Genomic DNA, 19,107 nt, shown 5'->3' with positions numbered 1-19,107 from the left:
GGCGACGTGCTGGTAACGGGTCGGTTCATGGCTCACCGTCGGTCGCGGAACGTCGGGCGTCGTCCGCACGACCGCCATGCACCGAGCCCAACGCACCCCGCGCCGCTCTTCTCTTCTCGCTATTGCCTACTGCCTACTGCCAACTGCCTTCTTCCCCTCGGTGCCTCCGTGGCTTCGTGGCTTGTTCCTATTGCCTATTGCCTATTGCCTATTGCCTATTGCCTTCTTCCTACTTCTCAATCCAGTTCTTGATATCGTCGCTGCCTTCCTTGCCGCCGTCGTCCTTGCCGTCCGGACCGCGACTCCAAAGATCGTATCCGTCCTCGTGGACGTCACCGGGTGAACGGTACTCGTACCCCGCACCCCAGGGGTCCTTCAGCTCCTCGAAATCACCTTCCAGGTACGGTCCCGTGTAACGCGCGTCGTCCACCTGGTCCTTCTTCTGATAGAGCGCCGCCAGCCCCTCGTCCGTTTCCGGGTACCGCCCCATGTCCCACTTGTAGGCTTCCAGCGCCTTTCCGATGGGACCGTTCCGGCCGACCTGCGCTTCGGCGATCTTAATCTGCGCCTGGCGCGCCTGGCCGAACAGCCGGGGAATGGCGAACGCCGCCAGCAGGGCCAGAATTCCTGCCACCAGCAGCACCTCGATAAGGGTAAAGCCGCGCCGTCGTTGCTGTTTCCTGCGTCCAGCCATGTTTCTCGCTCCTCGATTCTCTTCTCGGGTCCAGCCCGCTTGTCGAAATCCGGTCTCGCCTATTTCACTGCCGTGCCCATCGTCAGAATCGGCAGCAGCAGCGCCACAAGAATACAGAATACCACCGAGGCCATGATCACCAGCAGAATAGGCTCCAGCACGCGAACCCCCAGATCGATCTGTCTGGCGGTGCGGGCCTCGTTGGTGTCCGCTATTTGTACCAGCACCGTCTCCAGAGAGTTGCTCTCTTCCGCCACGGCGATCATATCCACCACCGCGGGCGGAAAGAGCCCGCTGTCGCCCAGCGGCTTGGAAAGTGCCGCCCCCTTCTTCACACTGTCCGCCGATTCCTCGATCACGCCCGACAGAATCTCGTTTCCCGCCGAATCCTTGGCCACTTTCAGGGCCTGGAGGATCGGAACGCCGTTGTGCAGCATCGTGCCCAGAATCCGGCAGAAACGGCAGATGGCCACCATCGTCAGGATATTGCCCAGAATCGGCGCGCGCAGTTTGAATCGCGCAAACGTCGACTTCCCCGCTTCCGTATTGAGCAGCGTCCAGATCGCCCCGATCACCGCCACCAGGCCAAAGCCCATAAGCATGTAGTGATCGCGGATCGCATCGCAGAGCCAGAAAACAGCCACCGTCAGGGCGTTGAACGTTTCTGGGCGAAGGTGCTCCCGCAGCTTCGGAACGACGAAAAGCATCAATAGCAGCACGACCATCGAGCCCACGAACACCAGGATGGCGGGGTAGATCATCGCCCCGATAACCTTGTTGCGCAGCTCGTCCTGCTTCTCCGAAAACGTGGCAATACGCTGGAGCACGTCCTCGAGAAAACCACCCGCCTCGCCCGCCCGCACCATCGAGGCGTACAAGCTCGAAAACACCTGCGGGTGCTTGGCCATGGCGTCGCCCAGCGACGTGCCCCCGGCCACGTCCTCGCGCAGTTCCCTAATGACCTGCGTCAGGGCGCCTTGCGACGCCTGCCGCGACAGCACATCCAGCGATCTCAGCATTGGCACGCCCGCTTTGAGCAGGTCGGCCAACTGGCTGTAGAACGTCGTAAGGTGGTGCGATTTGACCCGCCGCCGCCGAATCCCCAGGCCCCCCTGATCCACCCCTTCTGTCACAGAAACGGGGAAAAGGGCCTTTTCTTCAAGCTGGCGCAGGGCAACCTGGTAGTTCTCAGCCGTGAGAACCCCGTTTACCGCCCCGCCGCTGGCGTTGACCGCTTTGTAGGTGAAGCTAGGCATGTGGCCGTAACCTCATCATTTGCAATACATTATCGTACAACAAGTCTGTGTGAACGGGATTCTCCTCGAAGCGGAGCGTACAACGCCTCCCCATTGTACCACGCTCCCCGGCGGGCGTTGCATTTGACAAAAAATCCTGTCAAGAAAAATTTTGTTTTCAATTCGCACCGCCGCGCTCGGTTACGTTCCGTTCGCGGCCGTGGCGCGCTGAAGCTCCTCTACCATGCGCTCGATGACGTCGTGGATGCTCATGTTGCTGGTGTCGATGACCACGGCCGCGCCGGGGGCGAGGAGTGCTTCCCATTGCCGGGCGTCGACGTCGTCGCGGCTGCGGAGGTTGTGGCGGATGGCATCGACGGAGACGGACTCGCCTTCGGCCTGCATCTCGAGGTAGCGGCGGCGGGCGCGGGTGTCGATGTCGGCGTCGAGGACGAATTTCATGTCGGCGTCGGGAAAGACCACGCTGCCCTGGTCGCGGCCTTCGGACACGCAGGACTTGAGCTGACGGGCGATGCGGCGCTGGCGCTCGACGAGGATGCTGCGGATCGGCTGGCAGACGGCCACGCGGGAGGTGACGCTGCTGACCTCCAACGAGCGGATGGCTTCGCTCACGTCGTGGCCGTCGACGCGGACGCGGGTGTGGGTCGGCCCGCAGTCCAGTTCGAGATCGGCGTCGCGGGCGACGACGAGCAGCGCCTGCGGATCGGCGAGGTCGATTCCGCGTTTGAGCGCGGCCCAGGCGATCGCTCGATACATCGCCCCGGTGTCGAGGTAGGCGATTTCCAGTCGTGCGGCCAGCTTTCGCGCCGCGGTGGATTTTCCTGAACCGGCCGGTCCGTCGATGGTGATGATCATGTGCTTCATCCAGTCCTTTGGAGAGGCGGCCCGACGAACTCCAGGTCGAACTTGCGGAACGCTTCCGCCAGCGTCTCGGGCGTGACGCGGCCTTCGCGTGCGAGGCGGTCCGCTTCGCGGAACGGGCCTTCGAGCCCGCCCGGGCAGCAGGTGATGATCATGCGGCTGGGCGTGGTGCCCGCGTTCATGAACGTGTGCACGCTGCCGCGCGGGGCGAACACCGACCCGCCGGCGGTGAGGACGACCTCGCGCCCGTCTATAGCGAATTTCACGGTTCCTTCAACAACGAAGAAATGTTCGTCGTCCCGGCCGTGGCGGTGAAGGGGCGGACCGTTGCCGGGATCGGTGGTGTTTTCGAACACGACGCACCGGCCGTCGGTCATGCTCGAATCGGCGAGAATGCGGACGCGATCGCCGACGACATTGAGGATTTCGCCTTGGTCGGGGGATAGGACGAGAGGTGTGGACATAGACGATTCCTGGTCATTCTTGCCATATTCCGCTGGAGGCGCACGTTGCGTCCCGGCGAGGCGGTGGCGCGGGAGACTCTACGAAGGCGAGGTCGGGGGGACAAGCGGCGGGCGGCATGGCCCGGGAACCGTTTTCGCTTGACTGCCGCCTCATATGTAGCGCATAATAGTAGACATAGATTGATGGTTCTTTGCGGAAAGGAGGTGTCGTGTGTATTTCGTTGCGTTAGATCAATCCACGGGGCCTCGCTGCGCGAAGAGCTGCTGATCTTCATTCCTTCACCGGCTCGACGCAAGCCGGGCTCCCTTAGCAGAACCTAGATACTTGAGTTCCAGGGCGCCGCTGCGCGCGTTGCCCCGTTCAAGCTAAGCAAGGAGCGTTTATGCCATCGAGCAAACGCAATAAGGAAGATCTGCGCGCTTATAGCGCGGAACTTCACCCGGATGACGGAATCGACCCGCGAGAAGACAAGAAGCACACGGTCGACCGGACCAAGAAGGACGATCGGAAGCTGCAGCAACTGTGTAAGCAAGTCGCAAGTGTGTTGAGGCTTGTCCTACCGAGTCTTGACGTATTGACGGACGTAGCGGTAGTAAGCGTCGTACCCGCACCCAACGCCGGGCGCCTACGAGTGATTGTCGCGGCTCCCGATACCGCTGACCGCCAGCATATTGCCATGCGCATTGAGCACTGCAGCGGTTACCTGCGATGGGAGGTGGGACAAGCGGTTGCACGACGTCGTGTGCCTGAGCTCGTATTTTCGATCATTTCGGGAGAGGTAACACATGAGTGACTCCGTGAAAGCGAATTCATGGTTGGTCGACCCAATGGAACCAGCAATCTCTCGTACAATTGAGCGGCTATGCTCCGCGCCGGATGTCGCCCGTGTCGCGGTGATGCCTGATGTGCACCTTGCGGCCGGTGTGAGCAACGGGGTCGTTGTGGCAACGAACCATTTCGTCTATCCGGCGGCCGTCGGCGGTGACATTGGATGTGGCTTCGCCGTCGTCAGCTTCCTGGGATCTGCTTCTCCACTGAATCGGCGTGCCGCGGCGGAAGCGGTCCTCGCCTCATTGCCACGGGCAGTGCCCGTCATGCGTCATCGCAGGCGATCCGGATTGCCTGAACTGTGCGGGGATCTGGATGCCCGTTCATTGAGTCGGCCCGATTTGGTCGCCAAGGCGCTCAGTGTTGGGCGAGAGGAATTGGGCACGCTCGGCCGGGGCAATCATTTCCTCGAATTCCAGCAGGACGACGAGGGGCGATTGTGGGCGATGGTACACAGTGGGTCACGAGCCATGGGGCAGCACATAACGGCAGCCCACCTGCAGCAAGCTCGGGCGGTTGGTGGTGGATTGGCGTGGCTGGACGCTGACACTGGCAACGGACAGGCGTACCTGAATGATGTGGCCTGGGCGAGGCGGTACGCGTCTGAGAGCCGCCGACGGATGTTGAGCGAAGCCGCCACGATCATCGAGAGCACCCTTGGACTCAGGCCGGATTGCGAGACTTGGCTCGACACAGATCACAATCACGTGCAACGAGAGGAGCATGGCGGTAACCCGATGTGGGTACACCGAAAAGGGGCGAATGTGGCGAGATCCGGATTGCGTAACGTAATACCCGGATCGATGGCAACACACACGTATCATGTTGAAGGTCGCGGCGAGCGGGCCTCGTTGTCATCGAGCTCACATGGCGCGGGCCGAAGGCTCAGCCGTGGCGCAGCGCGAACCAAGGTACGCCGCAAGGATCTTTCGCGCCAGTTTGCCGACATCTGGATTGACGCGAAGATCATGGGCAAGCTTGCTGACGAATCGCCCGCAGCCTACAAGGACATCGATGCAGTAATGCGAGCTCAGCGAGAGTTGGTGCGGATCGTCCGGCGGTTACGACCGATTGTCTGCTACAAAGGCGTTTGAGAGCATGTTCACGCCGAAGACGCCGTGGACATGGCACGCAACGTTGTGGAGTGAGGACGCGCGGGGGAATCGTACCGTCAGGACCCTCGCAAGACGACAACCTCGTCACCCGTGGCGCGGTCGAAGGTGGCGGCGATCTGGATGGCTCGGCGAGCCAGTCGCTCAGGGTCCTGCTCCGCGTCCCACAAGGCCTCCAAGGCGCCGTTGGCATGGGGAGCACCCGAGCCGATCGCGCAGAATCCCTCGTGCCGCGAGATGCTCAGGATCTCCCTGACGTCGAAGATGCCAGTGCGATTGACGATCAGGAATTGGGCCTGGAGGTCTGCGAACGGCGATGGATCGTCGCCGTCGGGAGTTTCTTGAACGTAATGATAATTCTGCCTGAGGTCGCGCCAGAACTCCAACATGAAGGCGAGAATTTCCGACTCGCTGTCAAGGGCTGAGGTCCTCTTGCGCTCGTCGAGCCAGTGATTGAGGATGTTCACGTAAACGGAGAGTCCGCTGACGCCTATCAAGGAATCGGCGAAGCGCATGATTTTGGATTGCGGTCGCTGTCGCGCGGAGTAGCTGGGGCCGGTGGTGACGAGCGTGTCGGCCGCAAGGAGGAATTGGCCGTCTCGCTGAATGGCGACGATTGTTGACATATCGATGATTCCTCTTGCTGCGCCAACCGGCGCGAGTTCGTCGACGCGGTTTGTACGCGCGGGCTGAAGCCGCGCGGCTCAGAAGAGGCGCCGGCCGGGAAACTCTACGAAGGCGAGGTCGGCGGGACAAGCGGCGGGCGGTTCGTCCGTCCTCCGGACGGGGTCGCTTGGGTGACAGGAGACCGGCGGCTGAAGCCGCCGTCAACGATCGTGCGCCCTGCGGGCGAAGAGCAGAGGTGCATCGAGATGCCCCCTACTCGGCTACTGATCGACCGAGAAGACCACGGCCAATCGGCGTTCCGACGCGACACGATACAAGTCCCTGACCGGCTGAAACCATTCCCAAGTGTATTGCAGATCCTCCTCACCGTGATTGTCGCAATAATCGCTTGGAACTAACTGCCAATATCGATCGCGAAACGACTCCTCGGAGATGGCTTGCAGCGCGGCCGCGACGTCGGTTACCTCTTCGGGCAAGACGAGGGATACGATGAAATCGTCGCCCTTGTGCAACTGACGGGGCCCCAGCACGACGTGGCTGAGCGGATACGGACCATTTCCGAAATCGAGTCGGCCGTCCGTGAGACAACGGTGCAAAGCGTCCCATGACTTGTCGCAATCGGCGGCGAGATTCGAGTCGCCGAGATCCGCCTCCATCGATTCGAGCCGGTCCAGTAATTCGTCGTCGTCGGCCGCGTGCAGGAGACGGTCTACTTGCTCGGAATCAATTGCGATGAATACGCCAAGACATCCCATTAGGGTGACTCCCATCATGTCGCATGCCGGAATTCGTGGTACACGCCGACCCATATTGGAAGAGTTGCATCGAGATGCCCCCTACAAGCGTGGTCCGCGTGGCGGACCCTGCGTTCTATCGCACGGGAGCGGGCAACGTGCCTTTCTCCGCTGCGAGATCGCGCCGGATCCAATAGGGGATAATTCTCCCTTCGAACGAGGCGGTACGGAAGACGTAGGCCGCCTGAAAATCGGGACGGGCAAACAGGCGTTTCAAGGTCCGGCGAAAGGAAGCCCGGTGCACTTCCTCAACGGTCGGCTCGTGGTCGAAGGTCGGTGCGTTTCCGAGGACCAGTTCCGGACGGCGGCCAAGCATCGCGTCGAGGTCGCTCATCTGGTGGCCAGGGGGCTCGCTAACGTCCCATTGCCCGAAATGCGCCGTGTCGTAATCGGTGAGGCCGAGGATATCGATGATCTTCCGATCGCTGAAGAATCCGACGGCGCCAATGGGCGCCAGCGCGACTTGGTAGTCTTCGGGAAAGGTGGCGCTCGTCCATCGGCCGACGTCTTTCCATTGCCGGACAAGACCAGCATGAGCGAGGGCTGAACCCAGGTCGATTACAAAACCGGATAGAACTACCGCCGGAATCATGAACATGGCCAGTACAGCGCGGGAACTTCGTTTGGTTCGAGCGCGATGGGCCAGGGACAGCTCGATGCAAATGCCCATGAGAATGGCGCAAACGGGCAAGATCGGGACGTAGAATCGAAGCCACGGGAAGAAGTCGCCGCCTGCCCAGATGGCGAAGATTCCCTGGCATACGAAGAGCATCAGGAAGACCTTGGCAATGGGCAGGCGAATCCACCGCAGGAGAACGAGTCCGGTGACCGGGAGCAGAAAGGTCACGCCGAGTTCGCCCGTATAGATGAGTCCATTGGGAAGGCGGGCGGTTGAGGGACCGCCGGTTTTTGCGAAATAGGTGTTGGGAAGGAGTTCGCCGTAGTAGGCGTAGCGGGCAGCGAAATAGACGCCGAAGAGCAACAGGAATGTGGCGCCCGTAACGATCGCATGGGTGAATCGTTGGCGGCGCGATCGATCCCGACCGTACACGACAATCGCAACAACCACGACGGGCAGAAGCAAGACGGCCTCCCAGCGTGTCATTGCGGCGAGCGCGAGGAGCGTTCCGACAAGGAGGGGATCGGACCGATGGGTGAGCGGTCGGCATGCTGCCAGGAGAACGCCGAGATAGAGACTCGCCGCGAGCATGCCCTCCATTCCGCTGAACGCCCAGTAGGCCCAGCCGGGGTACAGGGCAAGGATCAGCGGCGGAATCCATGCGCGGCCGGTGGGCAAGTCGAATTCGAGATAAGCGCGCTCCGCGAGGCGCAGGGTCAGGAAGAGGGTCACCAGGCAGAACAGGCAACTCGCGATGACAGAGAAGGCAGGTAGATCGACTCGAAGAGCAGCGGCGGCGGCGAGGATCGCGGTCCAGGCGAAGTTGGTGAAGCCCTCGACGCGCTCAGCGGGGTTGAAGACGAGTCCATGGCCCGCGGCCCAGTTGCGGGCGTAGCGCATGGAAATGTAGGCGTCATCCACGGGAGCCCATCGAAACGCGATGCCCTGGAGCAACACGAACAGGAAGAGAAGGCTCGTGTATGCGAACCGCCGGCTGGGGAGGAGGTGCAAGGCGGAGTTCATGGTGGGCCACATTGTAGCAGATGGACATGGCGCGGCGGATGAGTTTGTGCACTGCTCAAGAGCAGTGGCACGCATGCCGTGCAGAGCCCGAAGGTCGGCGAGGGCTGAAGCCCTCGGATCGCGAGGAGGTGCGATGGGGGATGTGCGTTACGAAAGCTCGGAAAGAGGTGCTACAAGAGCCACGCCCAACAGTAAAGGCATGCGAACCGCGTGTCTGACGACACGCGAACCGCAGGCCCTACGCGGCGACGCGTCTTCCAGCCGGGTGAGGTTCGCATTTCAAGAGCATGCCCACGAAGCGTGGGCATGGCACGCGCAAGAATGGTCCGCAGGGCGGGCCCTACGTTTTGGATTCCGCATTCACCATTCCAAATTCACCATTTCACATTCACCATTCCACATTCTCACGTTCGCTTGAACTGGCGGTCGAGTTCGGCGCGGGAGAGGCGGAGGGCGGTGGGTCGGCCGTGGGGGCAACTGCTGGATTTGTCCACGAGGTGGCGCTGGGCCATGAGGGCTTGGACTTCCTCGTCGGAGAGGGGATCGCCGGCTTTGACGGCGGCCTTGCAGGCCATCATGTCGAGGAGCTCGTGGATGATCTCCTCGGGCTGGGGGCTTTGGGGCTGGCTCTCGAGCTTGTCGAGCAGGTCGCGCATGAAGCCGGGGACGTCGGTGTCCTTGAGCAAGGCCGGGAAGGTGTGCACGGCGACGGAGTCGGGCCCGAAGGGGGTGATCTCGATGCCGAGACGCTGGAGCAGGTCGGTGTTGGATTCCAGCAGGGACGCCTGTCGGGGGGTGACCCGCAGCGTGTCGGGCAGCAGAAGTCGCTGGGCTTCGAGGGTGCCGCTCGCGAGGCGACGCTTGAGCTCCTCGTACATGACGCGCTCGTGGAGGGCGTGCTGGTCGACGATGATGATGCCGTCGTCGGTCTCGGCCACGAGGTAGAGGTTGTGGAGTTGGACGGCGCGGGAGCGAACGCCGGATTGGCCGTCGAGGAAGCGGCGGGCGGCGTCGAGGTCCGCGGAGGATGGGGCGTTGTCCGAATCCGCAGTACCGTCGGATCCTGCGGGAAATCCTGTCGCTCCTTCACCCGATTCCGTCGGGCGGCCGTAGAGCTTGCGCCACGTGTCGAGAGGATCGGACGAGCGGTAGTCGCCGCGCGAAAGATCCGGCGGCGCGGATCCCGAGCCGGAGCCGAAGCTGCCGGTGATGCGGTCTCGATTCTCTCCGATACGGCCGGCGAGCACGGCCGGGTCGCGTCCGGGGACGATGGGCGGTGCGGCGCGGAGCAGATCGGCGAATTCGCGGCGGAGGCGTTCCTGCTCGGCGGGGTCGGGCGAAGCCGAGCGCGTGCGGAGGGCGGGGGCGAGATCGGCCTGCTGGAACATCTCCCGCAGGGCGCTGAGCAGCAGCGAGTGGACGAGGTGGGAATCGGCCCAGCGGACTTCGATCTTGGTGGGATGCACGTTCACGTCGACCTGGTCGGGGGCGATGTCCAGGTAGACGAAGACGACGCCGTGGCGATGGGGGTCGATGAGGCCGCGGTGGGCCTCGCGGATAGCGTGCTGGAGGAAACGGTCGCGGATGTGGCGGCGGTTGACGAAGGTGTATTGCCACTGGGCGGTGGCGCGCGAGGCCGAGGGCGGCGCGGCGAAGACCTCCAGGCGGACGCCGCGTTCCTCGCGGACGGTGTGGAGGAGATCGGAGGCGAGCTCTTCGCCGTAGAAGCGGGCGATGCGCTCAAGCAGGTGTTGCGTGCCGGGGGCGTTCAGCGTCGTGCGGCCGTTGTTGATGGTCTCGAAGCCGACCTCGGGAAAGGCGATGGCGAAGCGGGCGACCTGCTCGTTGATGTGGCCGGTCTCGGTGGAGTTGGCCTTGAGGAACTTGCGGCGCGTGGGGACGTTGAAGAAGAGGTCGCGGACTTCGATGGTGGTGCCGGGGGGAGCACCGGCGGCGCTGGCGTATTCGAAGACCTTGCCGGCGACGCGGACTTCGTTGGCCTCGTCGGTGTCGTGGGGGCGGGAGATCACGCGCATTCGCGAGACGGCGGAGATGCTGGCGAGGGCCTCGCCGCGAAAACCCATGGTGCGGATGGTGTACAGGTCGTCCTCGGCGGTGATCTTGCTGGTGGCGTGGGGTAGGACGCAGAGGCGGAGGTCCTCGGCGTCCATGCCGCGGCCGTCGTCGGTGACGCGGATGAGCTCCTTGCCGCCGTCGGCAAGCTCCACGGCGACGCGGGAGGCGCCGGCGTCGAGGGCGTTGTCGATCAGCTCCTTGACGACGCTGGCGGGACGCTCGACGACCTCGCCGGCGGCGATCTTGTTGACGAGAAGATCGGGGAGAACCTGGATGCGCGGCTGGGGCACGGTGGCGGTTTCACTCGGAGAATGGGAACGACTCGCGGGCGCCACGCGGCGAGGACCGGCGGTCGAGGCCGAACTGAAGGCGAGTATACTTGTGGCCCAAGGAGCGGGCAAAACGACTGCTCCGACGCAGCCTAATCCTAGGGTGGCATGGCCAAGCGAAGCGCCGCCATGCACCACGGAAGACATGCCGGCGCCCGGCTGCGCCGGGCTTGAGCATGGCACCCAACACCCAGGTTTGAATGCGTCGTCGCACGAGGGTGGAGCGAGGCACGGTTGGCAGGTGGTTGGAGACGGCATGACTGAAACAGCGATATCACAGGTCGAGTCGTGGCTCGCCGGATGGAGGTAAGAACGTTGCCGCTGATCACGCTGCGATCTGCTCGGATGGACTCCGACGCTGGGGAATCGAGCCTGCGCCGCGCGCTGGAGGCCGCTGAGGAGGACGCTCGCGCCAGTGGATTTGACGGGCTGGAGCTCGATCTTGGCCCGTTCGAATCGATTGGCGGTGCGTTGTCGCAGATCGCGGTCGATGGCGACGCGTTCGCGGCCGCTCGGGCGATTCGCGGTCGACTGGCGGCACGATCCGTTGGGCAGGCGATCGACGATGTTCGCGCGGTGCTGGAGCGGCTGTGGGGCGCACAGGTTGGTGTGTTCAATCTTGCACTGCCGGCGCTGGCCGGTTCGCAGACGGGGTCGGCAGGATCGTCCTACCGCGAGGCGCTGGACTTCGCGGGCAAGCTGCTGCAAGGCGTTCGCCGCGATGCGGAGCGGGCGGGCGTTGCCGTGGCGCTGGAAGCCTGTTCGGGTAGCCAACTGCTTTCGCCGGTGGAGATGGCGGATTTGATTGATGACGCGGGCTCATGGGCCGTCGGGGCGGCGATCGACACGGCGCTGGTTTCGCGCTTGAGCCCGGCCGGAGAGTGGATCGCGAGCCTGGGGCGGAGAGTGCGGGCGGTTCGAATCCCCGCAGGGGATAAGGGAACAAAAGGGGTTGAGCTCATGGAGGAGTTCCGGCGTCTGGCCGGTGAGCCGTTTCTGGCAACGACTTCTCCTCTTGACGAAATCTTCATTATCGCGGACGAGTCGCCGAAGGGCGCTCTTGCCATTTCACAGGCCGAGCCGATACGGTAAGCACGGGGCGGGGATTCTTGACGGAACCGGTCCGTGGAAACCAGCAAGGAAACAGTGTTCGACCGCGTCGAGCACGACGTGCGGCGCGGCGACTTCGGGTCGGCGCGACGGCGGCTCGGATCGTATCTTGCGACCTGCGGCTACGACCCGGCCGTGCTGCGGCGCCTGGGGGAAATCTCGCTGGAGATGAAAGACCCGCTGGAAGCCGGACGGTATTGGCTGCTATCGGATGTCGAGGGTGATGAGGCCGAAAGGACCATTGAAGCGTTCGTGCATAGTGCGGGACCGGACCCAAGAACGATTGCCGCGCAGTTGCCTCGAACCTGCTACCTTGAATCCGTGGAGAAATTCCCTCCGAAGGCACAGGAGCGAATCAAGAAGTGGCGTCTGTACCGGATGCCGGTCGCGGGCAAGCCGATCAGAGTTCCCCGGGAATCGACTGGGGTTCGAATCGCCGGGTTCGCTCTTATCGGAGGTCTGCTGTTGTTCCTGATTTGTGCATTGGTCGGGGCAGAGACGATCGTTGAAGCACTGGTGGAGTGGTTCGCTTGATCGGATGGACTTGTCGGAGGATCGGAAAGGATTTCATGAAGCCGTTGGGATTCACCGAGAACTTGTCGAACTTATCCAGAATCGCGCGGGCTGAAGCCGCGCGGCTGGCAGATTGGTCCGCACGGCGGACCCTACGAACTCCAGAAGCACGCCAGATGGTGCTTCGGGGACATACGCAACGAAGTCAGGTGCATCAGGGATGCACCCTACATGGAGGAAGATGGTCCGCACGGCGGACGCTGCGCGGTGGGAGAAGAACGGCGGCTGTGCTCGTGGTGGGATTCGTGCTGGTTCTCGCCGCCCCCACCAAGGCCGAGCCGGCACTGGCCGATCGCATTGCCGAGGCGCTGAGTCCGCTGCCCCATCCCCAGACGGCTGCATCCGCGTACATCGTCAATCTCAAGACCAACGAGGTCGTCTTCGAACATGACGCCGATGCGCCGCTGATTCCGGCCAGCAACGCGAAGGTGTTCGTCATGGGTGCGGCGCTGGCGCGATTCGGGCCGGAGTTTACTTTCGACACGGTTCTCGCGACCGACGGAAACAAGCTCTTCCTGATCGGCGGGGGCGACCCGGCCTTGGGCGACGAGAAACTCGCCAAGGCCCGTGGCGAAAACGGCACCTCTGTTTTCGATCGATGGGCGCAGGCGGTTGTCTCCTCGGGAAAGACGAGCTTCCCGGGCGGGCTGGTTGCCGATGAGACCATTTTCGACGGCGAGTACGTGCACACGAGCTGGGAGGAGGAGGACCTCGGGAAGTGGTACTCCGCGCCGGTCAGCGGGCTCAATTTCGCGAACAACTGCCTGGAGATCAGCGTCTCGCCGGCGGCGGAAGAGGGTCGCCCGTGCCTGGTGAAGATCAACCCCGCGACGACCCGGGTGGACATTGTCAATCGCTGCATTTCCAGCAAGCACGCCGATCCCATTCTTCATCACCCCGCGGGGACCGACCGGTATTTCATCCGCGGGCGGTGCCGCCGGGATTGGCCTTTCCCGCCCGTTTCTTATCCGCAGCCGCCGATGCTGGCCGCCGACGTGCTGCGAAACGTGCTCGTGGAGCATGGCGTTCAGATCCCGGAGGAGATACGCGTCGAGCAGGCGCGGGACGACAAGGGCGGGATTCCGTCGAACCTGACGGTGCTGGCCGCGAATCGCACGCCGCTGGCGGACGTGCTGCACCGCACGGGAACCGACAGTCAGAATCTCTTCGCCGAGTGTCTGCTGAAGCGCCTGGGATTTGAGGCGAAGACGTGCGAAGGCGCGCTGCTGCCGCGTGGCGGATGGCGAAACGGCGCGGCCGAGGTGCTGGCGATTCTGGGAAACGCGGGGATCCACACGCAAGGCCTTGTCATTGACGACGGCTCGGGACTGAGTCGCAACAACCGCTGTACCGCCCGCCAGTTGGTGGAGGTCCACCGCTGGACTCGTTCGCTGCCCGGCGGGGAGATCTTCCGCGACAGCCTGGCTGAACCGGGCGAACAAGGGTCGCTCAGGAAGCGCATGAGGGATGCCTCCGATTCCGTACACGCCAAGACGGGGACCATGACGGGCATCAGCACGCTGAGCGGATTCGTCTCGGGGGCAGACGGGTCAGAGTACGCGTTCGCCCTGATGTTCAACGGCTACCCGGGGTCAAGCCGGCCTTACAAGGCCATTCAGGACAACGTGTGCCGCATCCTCGCCGGCATCGAACCATAGACTCGGTCGCCCCGTTTCGCCCGTCGTCGAGGGGAGTTCTTCGGATTACGAACGCGCTCGATACTCGCACGATTCTCGAAGCCCCGCCCATCGAATGGCGCGAAGGCGTGCCGTACTTCCGCTCGTACCCGATCCAAACCGATCGATTCCGGTGTGCGGGACATGAGTTCGAGCTCTCGCGATTCCGCGACGCGGCCGACCTTCTTGAAGAGCCGGACTTCGCCCGCAAGTTCGAAGAACAGGACATGGCCCCGTACGGCGTGGAACTCTGGCCCGCGGCGCATCTGTTGGGGGAATACGTCGCGGCCCAGCCGAGCGGTGATCGTCGCCGGGCGCTGGAACTGGGCTGCGGGTTGGCGCTCGTGGCGATGATTGCCACCCTGAAGGGATGGCGTGTCGTCGCCGCGGACCACGATGAGCTGGCGCTGCAATTCGCGGCGTATAACGCTTCGCGGAATCATCTTACGCTGGAAGGCTACGCGCCGCTCGACTGGCGCTCACCGCCCGAAGATCGAGGTTTCGAGCGGGTATTCGGAGCCGACATCCTCTACCAGCTCGTTGATCACGTCCCCATCTTGCGCTGCATTCGCGGGTTGCTCGTTCCCGGCGGCGTCGCCCTGCTCGGCGACCCCTACCGCGGCGTGGCCGACCGATTCGCGCAACTCGCCGAACGGGAAGGTTATGTCGTGCGTACGCTCGAGCAATCGGCCGTCGGCGTGAGCGGACGCGCGATCAAGGGGCGCATCTTCGAGCTCCGCCCCGGGGATTCCTGAGCCATTGGGCTTTTACAGCCCTGCCGAGGGGCGTATATTGGGGACAGGCAACATCAGGGAAGCGGAGGCTCCATCGACACTTCCGGGCCCGTCATGAGCCGGCTCGATCGGTAAGGGAGGACCGATGCAACGAATTGCCGTGATCAACCAGAAAGGCGGAGTGGGCAAGACCACGACCACGGTGCACGTCGGCGCCGCACTGGCGCTGGCCGGCAAGCGTGTGCTCCTCGTGGACCTTGATCCCCAGGGACACCTCTCCCTGCATTTCGGCGTGGACATCGCGGAGGGGCAGGTCACGGTGTATGACGTGATCGTCGCCGGAAGCGGCGCGGCCGAAGGCATCGTGGCTGCGAGAGACAACGTGCATGTCCTGCCGGCGGATGTCGATCTGGCCGGGGCCGAGGCCGAGCTGATCAGCGTTCCCGGGCGGGAGCTGGTTCTGCGCGAGGCCCTGGCTTCGCTGGAGGATCGATTCGACGTCCTGCTGGTGGATTGTCCGCCATCGCTGGGCGTGCTGACTGTGAATGCCCTCGTGGCCTGCGATGAGGTGCTCATCCCGCTCCAGGCGCAGTTCCTGGCGCTGCAGGGTCTGGGCAAGCTCTTCGAGACGGTTGCACTGGTGCGGCAGCGTCTGAACCCCCGGCTCACGGTCCACGGGGTTGTCTTGTGCATGCACGACGCCGGAACGCGGCACGCCGGCGAAGTCGTCGAAGACCTCTCCGGATTTCTCGAAGCGGCGCGGGGCACGGACCAGCCCTGGGCCGGGGCGCGACTGTTTGAAGCGCGCATTCGCCGCAATATCAAGCTGGCGGAGTCGGCCAGCTTCGGACAGACCGTCTTTGACTACGCTCCCAAGAGCAACGGCGCGACGGACTACGCCGCGCTCTGCGAAGAGATGTTCGGCGTGGAAGTTCAGCCCGCGCTGGCTTCGCTGTGCGAGAAACCGCAGCCGCAATCGGAAGGCGAAGCGGCGCCGTCACAGAGCAGCCCGCGTATCCCGCCGTCCGGTGCGCATCGACCGTCGTCCTCGGGGCAGGCGTCCGATTCGGACCACGTCAGTGCCGTAGCCGTATGAGCCCTCGCCGATCAGCGCTCATCTCCCGACTGCTGGCCGGTTACTGGTTGCTCATCTTCGTCCTCACGCACACACCGCTGGCACCGGGGACGGTGCCGACCACGTGGCTCTTCGACAAGCCGATACACGCCGCGATGTACGCGGGACTGGCGTTTCTCCTGGTGCGATTCCTGGCGGGTACACGGCGGGGATATTCAGTCCGGACGTACTTTACCTGCTTTCTCATCGTGGCCGTGTACGGGGTCTTCGACGAGTGGTCGCAAGGCTTCGTGGACCGCACACCGAGCGTTCTGGACTGGTTGGCCGACCTTGCGGGTGCCATTCTGGGCCTTCTGGGGGCACGGCTCTCCTCCCGCCCATCCAGCCACGAAGGCCTGAAGCAGTTGTAACGACGCTTTAACAACTGCTGCACGAAAATAGAACAACCTACCTGACCGTCGACAAAGGGGTACAATGTAACAAGTCGGGACGATCTGAACGCCGCAGGGCGTGGGTTGTCCAGAACCAGGGGATGCCGGTCATGACCCATAAACGAACCGTGGTGGTGGTTGAGGATGAGGAAGCCATTCGACGCGGCGTGGCGGACACGCTGCGGATGGCGGGGTTCAACGTGGTAGAGGCCGGCGACGGTGTCACCGGGCTGGCCGAATCCAAGCGCGGTGATGTGGACCTCGTCTTGCTCGATCTGCTGCTCCCGCGCATGGACGGGCTCGACGTACTCAACGACCTTCGCCGATCGCGTCCGTCGCTGCCGGTGATCATTCTCACGGCGCGAGGGTCGGAAGACGATCGCGTGCGTGGGCTGCGCGGCGGAGCCGACGACTATGTCATCAAGCCTTTCTCGGCCCGCGAGCTTCTGGCCCGCGTGGACGCCGTACTGCGGCGCAGCCCGGAGCGCCCTGAGCCGGTTGTCGCCATCCGCCTGGGTGAGACGATCGCCGACTGCGGACGGCGCGAGATTCGAATCGGTGAAGAGCGTCGCGCGGTGCTCTCGGAGATGGAAGCGGCGATCCTCGAGCGCCTTGCCGCGCATGCCGGACGCGCCGTGTCTCGGGAGGAATTGCTGGCCGCCGTGTGGGGCATCCGCGACGGCGCTGTGGAGACGCGGGCGATCGACATGCACGTCACCCGCCTGCGGCAGAAGCTGCGCGGTGACGAAAACGAGGACGGACCGGAGTGGATCGCCACGGTGCGGGGTAAGGGTTACATGCTCGGCGGGGATGTCGAGGTCACCACGGGATCAGGAACGCCCGGCGAAGTCACATGATTCCTTCTCGGCGGAGGAAGATCGCGGCCCTGGTGCTGTTCGCGCTGCTGATCGGCGTTGTGCTGGCGGGTATGTCCTGGGCGTCGGCGGCGACGCTGGAACTGGCCAAGCGCAATATCCGCGACGAACACGACCGGATGATCAGCCTGGCGCTGGGGAAGCTGTCCACCTCCATCGGCAGCATCCTGGTCGCCGAGACGTATCGCGACTTCTGGGACTACTCCGCGGTTCATCCGGTCAAGCCCATCGAATCGCGCTCCCTGAATGAACCCACGCCGGCGGAGGTGCTGGTGCCTTCTCCGCTGTTGATCCAGGGCCCTTCGCTGCACTGGATCGAGCTTTATTTTCAATACCTGCCCTTCGCGGGCGAAAACGGGGAACTCACTTCGCCCCAGCTCCTTCAAGGCGAATACGGCGTCCGCGTCGAGGACGTTCGTCGCGACGTCAGCGCCGAGGCACGCGCTCGGAGCACGTGGCACTGGTTCTCGGCCATGGCGTGCAATGTGGATTTCGACCGAATGATCTCGGGAGCCAATTCCCGCGAGGCGCTGGCGAGCAACCTGTTCGACGAGAACCAAGAGGACGAACTCGTGTCGAGCGGGACCGAATCACCGCAGGGTCCGCGATCGAAACAGGTTGTCAGCAAGGATTATTTCGATCGAACCAACCGCATGCGCATAGCCCAGATCCGGCACACGCCGCCCCCGGCGTGTGAGTCGCTCGACGTCATCAGCAAGAACCTGGTTCCTTCCGACGAGGAGAGCGACGGCGCGGCGAGAGCGGGTACCACCGAAACGACGATCGACCCCGGTCCCATTGCTCCTCCCTTCTGGCTGGACACGCCCCCGGAACTGGGTCGTCGGCTCGCGTTTATTCGCGAGTGCCGCGTGGAACAGGCCGACGACATGGCCTTTTACCAGGGGTTCATCGGGAACTGGGATCTCCTTCGCAGCGACCTCCTCGAGGAGATTGACGATATCTTCCCGCCGGAGATCCGGGCCCAGGTGGACATCATTCCCCTGCCCAACGACGTGCAGCTCGACGCGGAAATGAGCAAGCGGAAGCTGACGTCCTTGCCCGCGACACTGGAAGTTCCGTATTCGGCGGAAGGGGTGACCGCGGCGGCCTGGGACAACGTCGGGGGCGTGCTCATGACCGGATGGGGCGCCGCGATCCTCGTGCTGGGTATCGCCGGATGGGGCGTGCGGAATCTTCTCGCCATATCTGAGCGCCGCATGCAGTTCGCCTACGCCGTCACGCATGAACTCCGCACGCCGCTGACCACGTTCCGACTGTACTCCGACATGCTTGCGGCCGGGCTGGTCCCCGAAGAATCGCGTGCCCAGTACTTGGACACGCTCGCGCGGGAGTCGTTACGCTTGTCGGGGCTGGTACAGGACGTACTGGAATTTGCCCGGCTCGAGCACCACCGCGTGCGCCTGCATCCGCGTAGTGTCGACGCCGACGGCGTCCTGAGCCAGGTCCGCGAGACGCTGAAGGAGCGTTGCCACGCATTCGGCATCGAGCCCGTGGCGGAGACGGCGCTGCGGAACGGCCGGCTCTTCTTCGTGGACGCGGATGTCATCAACCGCATCGCGGCCGTGCTGATCAGCAACGCTTGCCGCCACACGCGCAGCTCGGCGGTGAAGAAGGTCGTAATCCGACTCCATGCCGATCGCGACAAACTCCATCTTGATGTCATTGACAGCGGGTCCGGGATCGAGCTGGGGGACGCTCGCTCCATCTTCAAGCCGTTCCGTCGCGGGCGCGGGGCCGAAGCCGCAGCGCAGGGCGGACTGGGGCTCGGGCTGGCCCTGGCGCGGGATTGGGCGGCGCTGCTCGGCGGCCGGCTGGACCTCGTGGCGCGGCATGACCCCGAATACGGCGGCGCCCATTTCCGACTTTCCATACCGGCCAATCAGTCCAAGAGCGCCGAAGACGGCGAGTCGCCGGTTTGACGCAAGCGC

The 19,107-nt window shown here is 63.7% G+C and carries 18 protein-coding genes; 10 read left to right on the top strand and 8 right to left on the bottom strand.

Annotated elements, in window-relative coordinates; genetic code table 11:
* Positions 1–229 precede the first annotated feature (229 nt).
* From gspG to J5J06_10220, 4 genes are all read right to left on the bottom strand, one after another.
* On the bottom strand, positions 230–694 hold the full coding sequence (gene gspG / locus J5J06_10235; protein ID MCO6437454.1) for a type II secretion system major pseudopilin GspG: 465 nt from the start codon (positions 692–694) through the stop codon (positions 230–232).
* Between the two features lie 59 nt (positions 695–753).
* The gene (locus tag J5J06_10230; protein MCO6437453.1) at positions 754–1,950 is read right to left on the bottom strand and encodes a type II secretion system F family protein; all 1,197 of its coding nucleotides are present in this window, start codon (positions 1,948–1,950) and stop codon (positions 754–756) included.
* 180 nt (positions 1,951–2,130) lie between these two features.
* Positions 2,131–2,805, bottom strand: coding sequence for a (d)CMP kinase (locus J5J06_10225; GenBank protein MCO6437452.1), 675 nt, complete (start codon positions 2,803–2,805; stop codon positions 2,131–2,133).
* Between the two features lie 5 nt (positions 2,806–2,810).
* On the bottom strand, positions 2,811–3,275 hold the full coding sequence (locus tag J5J06_10220; GenBank protein ID MCO6437451.1) for a cupin domain-containing protein: 465 nt from the start codon (positions 3,273–3,275) through the stop codon (positions 2,811–2,813).
* 383 nt (positions 3,276–3,658) lie between these two features.
* Between J5J06_10220 and J5J06_10215 the strand changes: the two genes are divergently transcribed.
* On the top strand, positions 3,659–4,069 hold the full coding sequence (locus J5J06_10215) for a hypothetical protein (protein MCO6437450.1): 411 nt from the start codon (positions 3,659–3,661) through the stop codon (positions 4,067–4,069).
* Between the two features lie 103 nt (positions 4,070–4,172).
* Complete coding sequence (locus tag J5J06_10210) at positions 4,173–5,198, top strand: RtcB family protein (GenBank protein MCO6437449.1); 1,026 nt, start codon at positions 4,173–4,175, stop codon at positions 5,196–5,198.
* 77 nt (positions 5,199–5,275) lie between these two features.
* Here J5J06_10210 and J5J06_10205 read toward each other — a convergent pair whose 3' ends face one another.
* The 4 genes from J5J06_10205 to mutL form a co-directional block, all read right to left on the bottom strand.
* Positions 5,276–5,842: a hypothetical protein gene (locus J5J06_10205; GenBank protein MCO6437448.1), complete on the bottom strand. Its 567-nt coding sequence runs from the start codon at positions 5,840–5,842 to the stop codon at positions 5,276–5,278.
* 261 nt (positions 5,843–6,103) lie between these two features.
* Entirely contained in the window at positions 6,104–6,616 is a 513-nt protein-coding gene (locus tag J5J06_10200) for a YfbM family protein (protein MCO6437447.1), read from the bottom strand.
* A gap of 97 nt (positions 6,617–6,713) precedes the next feature.
* Positions 6,714–8,279, bottom strand: a complete 1,566-nt coding sequence (locus J5J06_10195; GenBank protein MCO6437446.1) for a hypothetical protein — start codon at positions 8,277–8,279, stop codon at positions 6,714–6,716.
* A 404-nt stretch (positions 8,280–8,683) separates the two neighbouring features.
* Positions 8,684–10,645, bottom strand: coding sequence for a DNA mismatch repair endonuclease MutL (mutL, locus tag J5J06_10190; GenBank protein ID MCO6437445.1), 1,962 nt, complete (start codon positions 10,643–10,645; stop codon positions 8,684–8,686).
* A gap of 354 nt (positions 10,646–10,999) precedes the next feature.
* Here mutL and J5J06_10185 point away from each other — a divergent pair, with 354 nt between their 5' ends.
* The 8 genes from J5J06_10185 (at position 11,000) to J5J06_10150 (ending at position 19,098) form a co-directional block, all read left to right on the top strand.
* Complete coding sequence (locus J5J06_10185) at positions 11,000–11,776, top strand: hypothetical protein (protein MCO6437444.1); 777 nt, start codon at positions 11,000–11,002, stop codon at positions 11,774–11,776.
* 33 nt (positions 11,777–11,809) lie between these two features.
* Positions 11,810–12,328 (top strand): hypothetical protein, encoded by a 519-nt coding sequence (locus J5J06_10180; protein MCO6437443.1) that lies wholly within the window; start codon positions 11,810–11,812, stop codon positions 12,326–12,328.
* Positions 12,329–12,594: 266 nt separating this feature from the next.
* Positions 12,595–14,025: a D-alanyl-D-alanine carboxypeptidase/D-alanyl-D-alanine-endopeptidase gene (gene dacB / locus J5J06_10175; protein ID MCO6437442.1), complete on the top strand. Its 1,431-nt coding sequence runs from the start codon at positions 12,595–12,597 to the stop codon at positions 14,023–14,025.
* Positions 14,026–14,132: 107 nt separating this feature from the next.
* Positions 14,133–14,798 carry a methyltransferase domain-containing protein gene (locus J5J06_10170; protein ID MCO6437441.1) on the top strand — a complete coding sequence of 222 codons (666 nt, stop codon included), beginning with the start codon at positions 14,133–14,135 and terminating at the stop codon, positions 14,796–14,798.
* Positions 14,799–14,922: 124 nt separating this feature from the next.
* Positions 14,923–15,873, top strand: coding sequence for a ParA family protein (locus J5J06_10165; protein MCO6437440.1), 951 nt, complete (start codon positions 14,923–14,925; stop codon positions 15,871–15,873).
* On the top strand, positions 15,870–16,262 hold the full coding sequence (locus tag J5J06_10160; protein MCO6437439.1) for a VanZ family protein: 393 nt from the start codon (positions 15,870–15,872) through the stop codon (positions 16,260–16,262). The genes J5J06_10165 and J5J06_10160 overlap by 4 nt, the downstream gene beginning before the upstream one ends.
* Before the next feature lie 131 nt (positions 16,263–16,393).
* Positions 16,394–17,140 (top strand): response regulator transcription factor, encoded by a 747-nt coding sequence (locus J5J06_10155; GenBank protein MCO6437438.1) that lies wholly within the window; start codon positions 16,394–16,396, stop codon positions 17,138–17,140.
* Positions 17,137–19,098, top strand: coding sequence for a HAMP domain-containing histidine kinase (locus tag J5J06_10150; GenBank protein ID MCO6437437.1), 1,962 nt, complete (start codon positions 17,137–17,139; stop codon positions 19,096–19,098). Before J5J06_10155 ends, J5J06_10150 begins: the two co-directional genes overlap by 4 nt.
* The last annotated feature ends 9 nt before the right edge of the window (positions 19,099–19,107 follow it).

It is taken from the genome of Phycisphaerae bacterium (assembly GCA_024102815.1).
GTDB lineage: Bacteria > Planctomycetota > Phycisphaerae > UBA1845 > UBA1845 > JAGFJJ01.
This window is presented reverse-complemented; position numbering and strand designations above follow the sequence as displayed.

What these genes read in the sequence shown, in the direction of transcription:
- gspG (MCO6437454.1), bottom strand. Translation starts at nt 694, where the DNA reads ATGGCTGGACGCAGGAAACAGCAACGACGGCGCGGCTTTACCCTTATC.
- J5J06_10215 (MCO6437450.1), top strand. Translation starts at nt 3,659, where the DNA reads ATGCCATCGAGCAAACGCAATAAGGAAGATCTGCGCGCTTATAGCGCG.
- J5J06_10165 (MCO6437440.1), top strand. Translation starts at nt 14,923, where the DNA reads ATGCAACGAATTGCCGTGATCAACCAGAAAGGCGGAGTGGGCAAGACC.
- J5J06_10225 (MCO6437452.1), bottom strand. Translation starts at nt 2,805, where the DNA reads ATGATCATCACCATCGACGGACCGGCCGGTTCAGGAAAATCCACCGCG.
- J5J06_10230 (MCO6437453.1), bottom strand. Translation starts at nt 1,950, where the DNA reads ATGCCTAGCTTCACCTACAAAGCGGTCAACGCCAGCGGCGGGGCGGTA.
- J5J06_10150 (MCO6437437.1), top strand. Translation starts at nt 17,137, where the DNA reads ATGATTCCTTCTCGGCGGAGGAAGATCGCGGCCCTGGTGCTGTTCGCG.
- J5J06_10205 (MCO6437448.1), bottom strand. Translation starts at nt 5,842, where the DNA reads ATGTCAACAATCGTCGCCATTCAGCGAGACGGCCAATTCCTCCTTGCG.
- J5J06_10160 (MCO6437439.1), top strand. Translation starts at nt 15,870, where the DNA reads ATGAGCCCTCGCCGATCAGCGCTCATCTCCCGACTGCTGGCCGGTTAC.
- J5J06_10210 (MCO6437449.1), top strand. Translation starts at nt 4,173, where the DNA reads ATGCCTGATGTGCACCTTGCGGCCGGTGTGAGCAACGGGGTCGTTGTG.
- J5J06_10195 (MCO6437446.1), bottom strand. Translation starts at nt 8,279, where the DNA reads ATGAACTCCGCCTTGCACCTCCTCCCCAGCCGGCGGTTCGCATACACG.
- J5J06_10220 (MCO6437451.1), bottom strand. Translation starts at nt 3,275, where the DNA reads ATGTCCACACCTCTCGTCCTATCCCCCGACCAAGGCGAAATCCTCAAT.
- J5J06_10200 (MCO6437447.1), bottom strand. Translation starts at nt 6,616, where the DNA reads ATGATGGGAGTCACCCTAATGGGATGTCTTGGCGTATTCATCGCAATT.
- J5J06_10155 (MCO6437438.1), top strand. Translation starts at nt 16,394, where the DNA reads ATGACCCATAAACGAACCGTGGTGGTGGTTGAGGATGAGGAAGCCATT.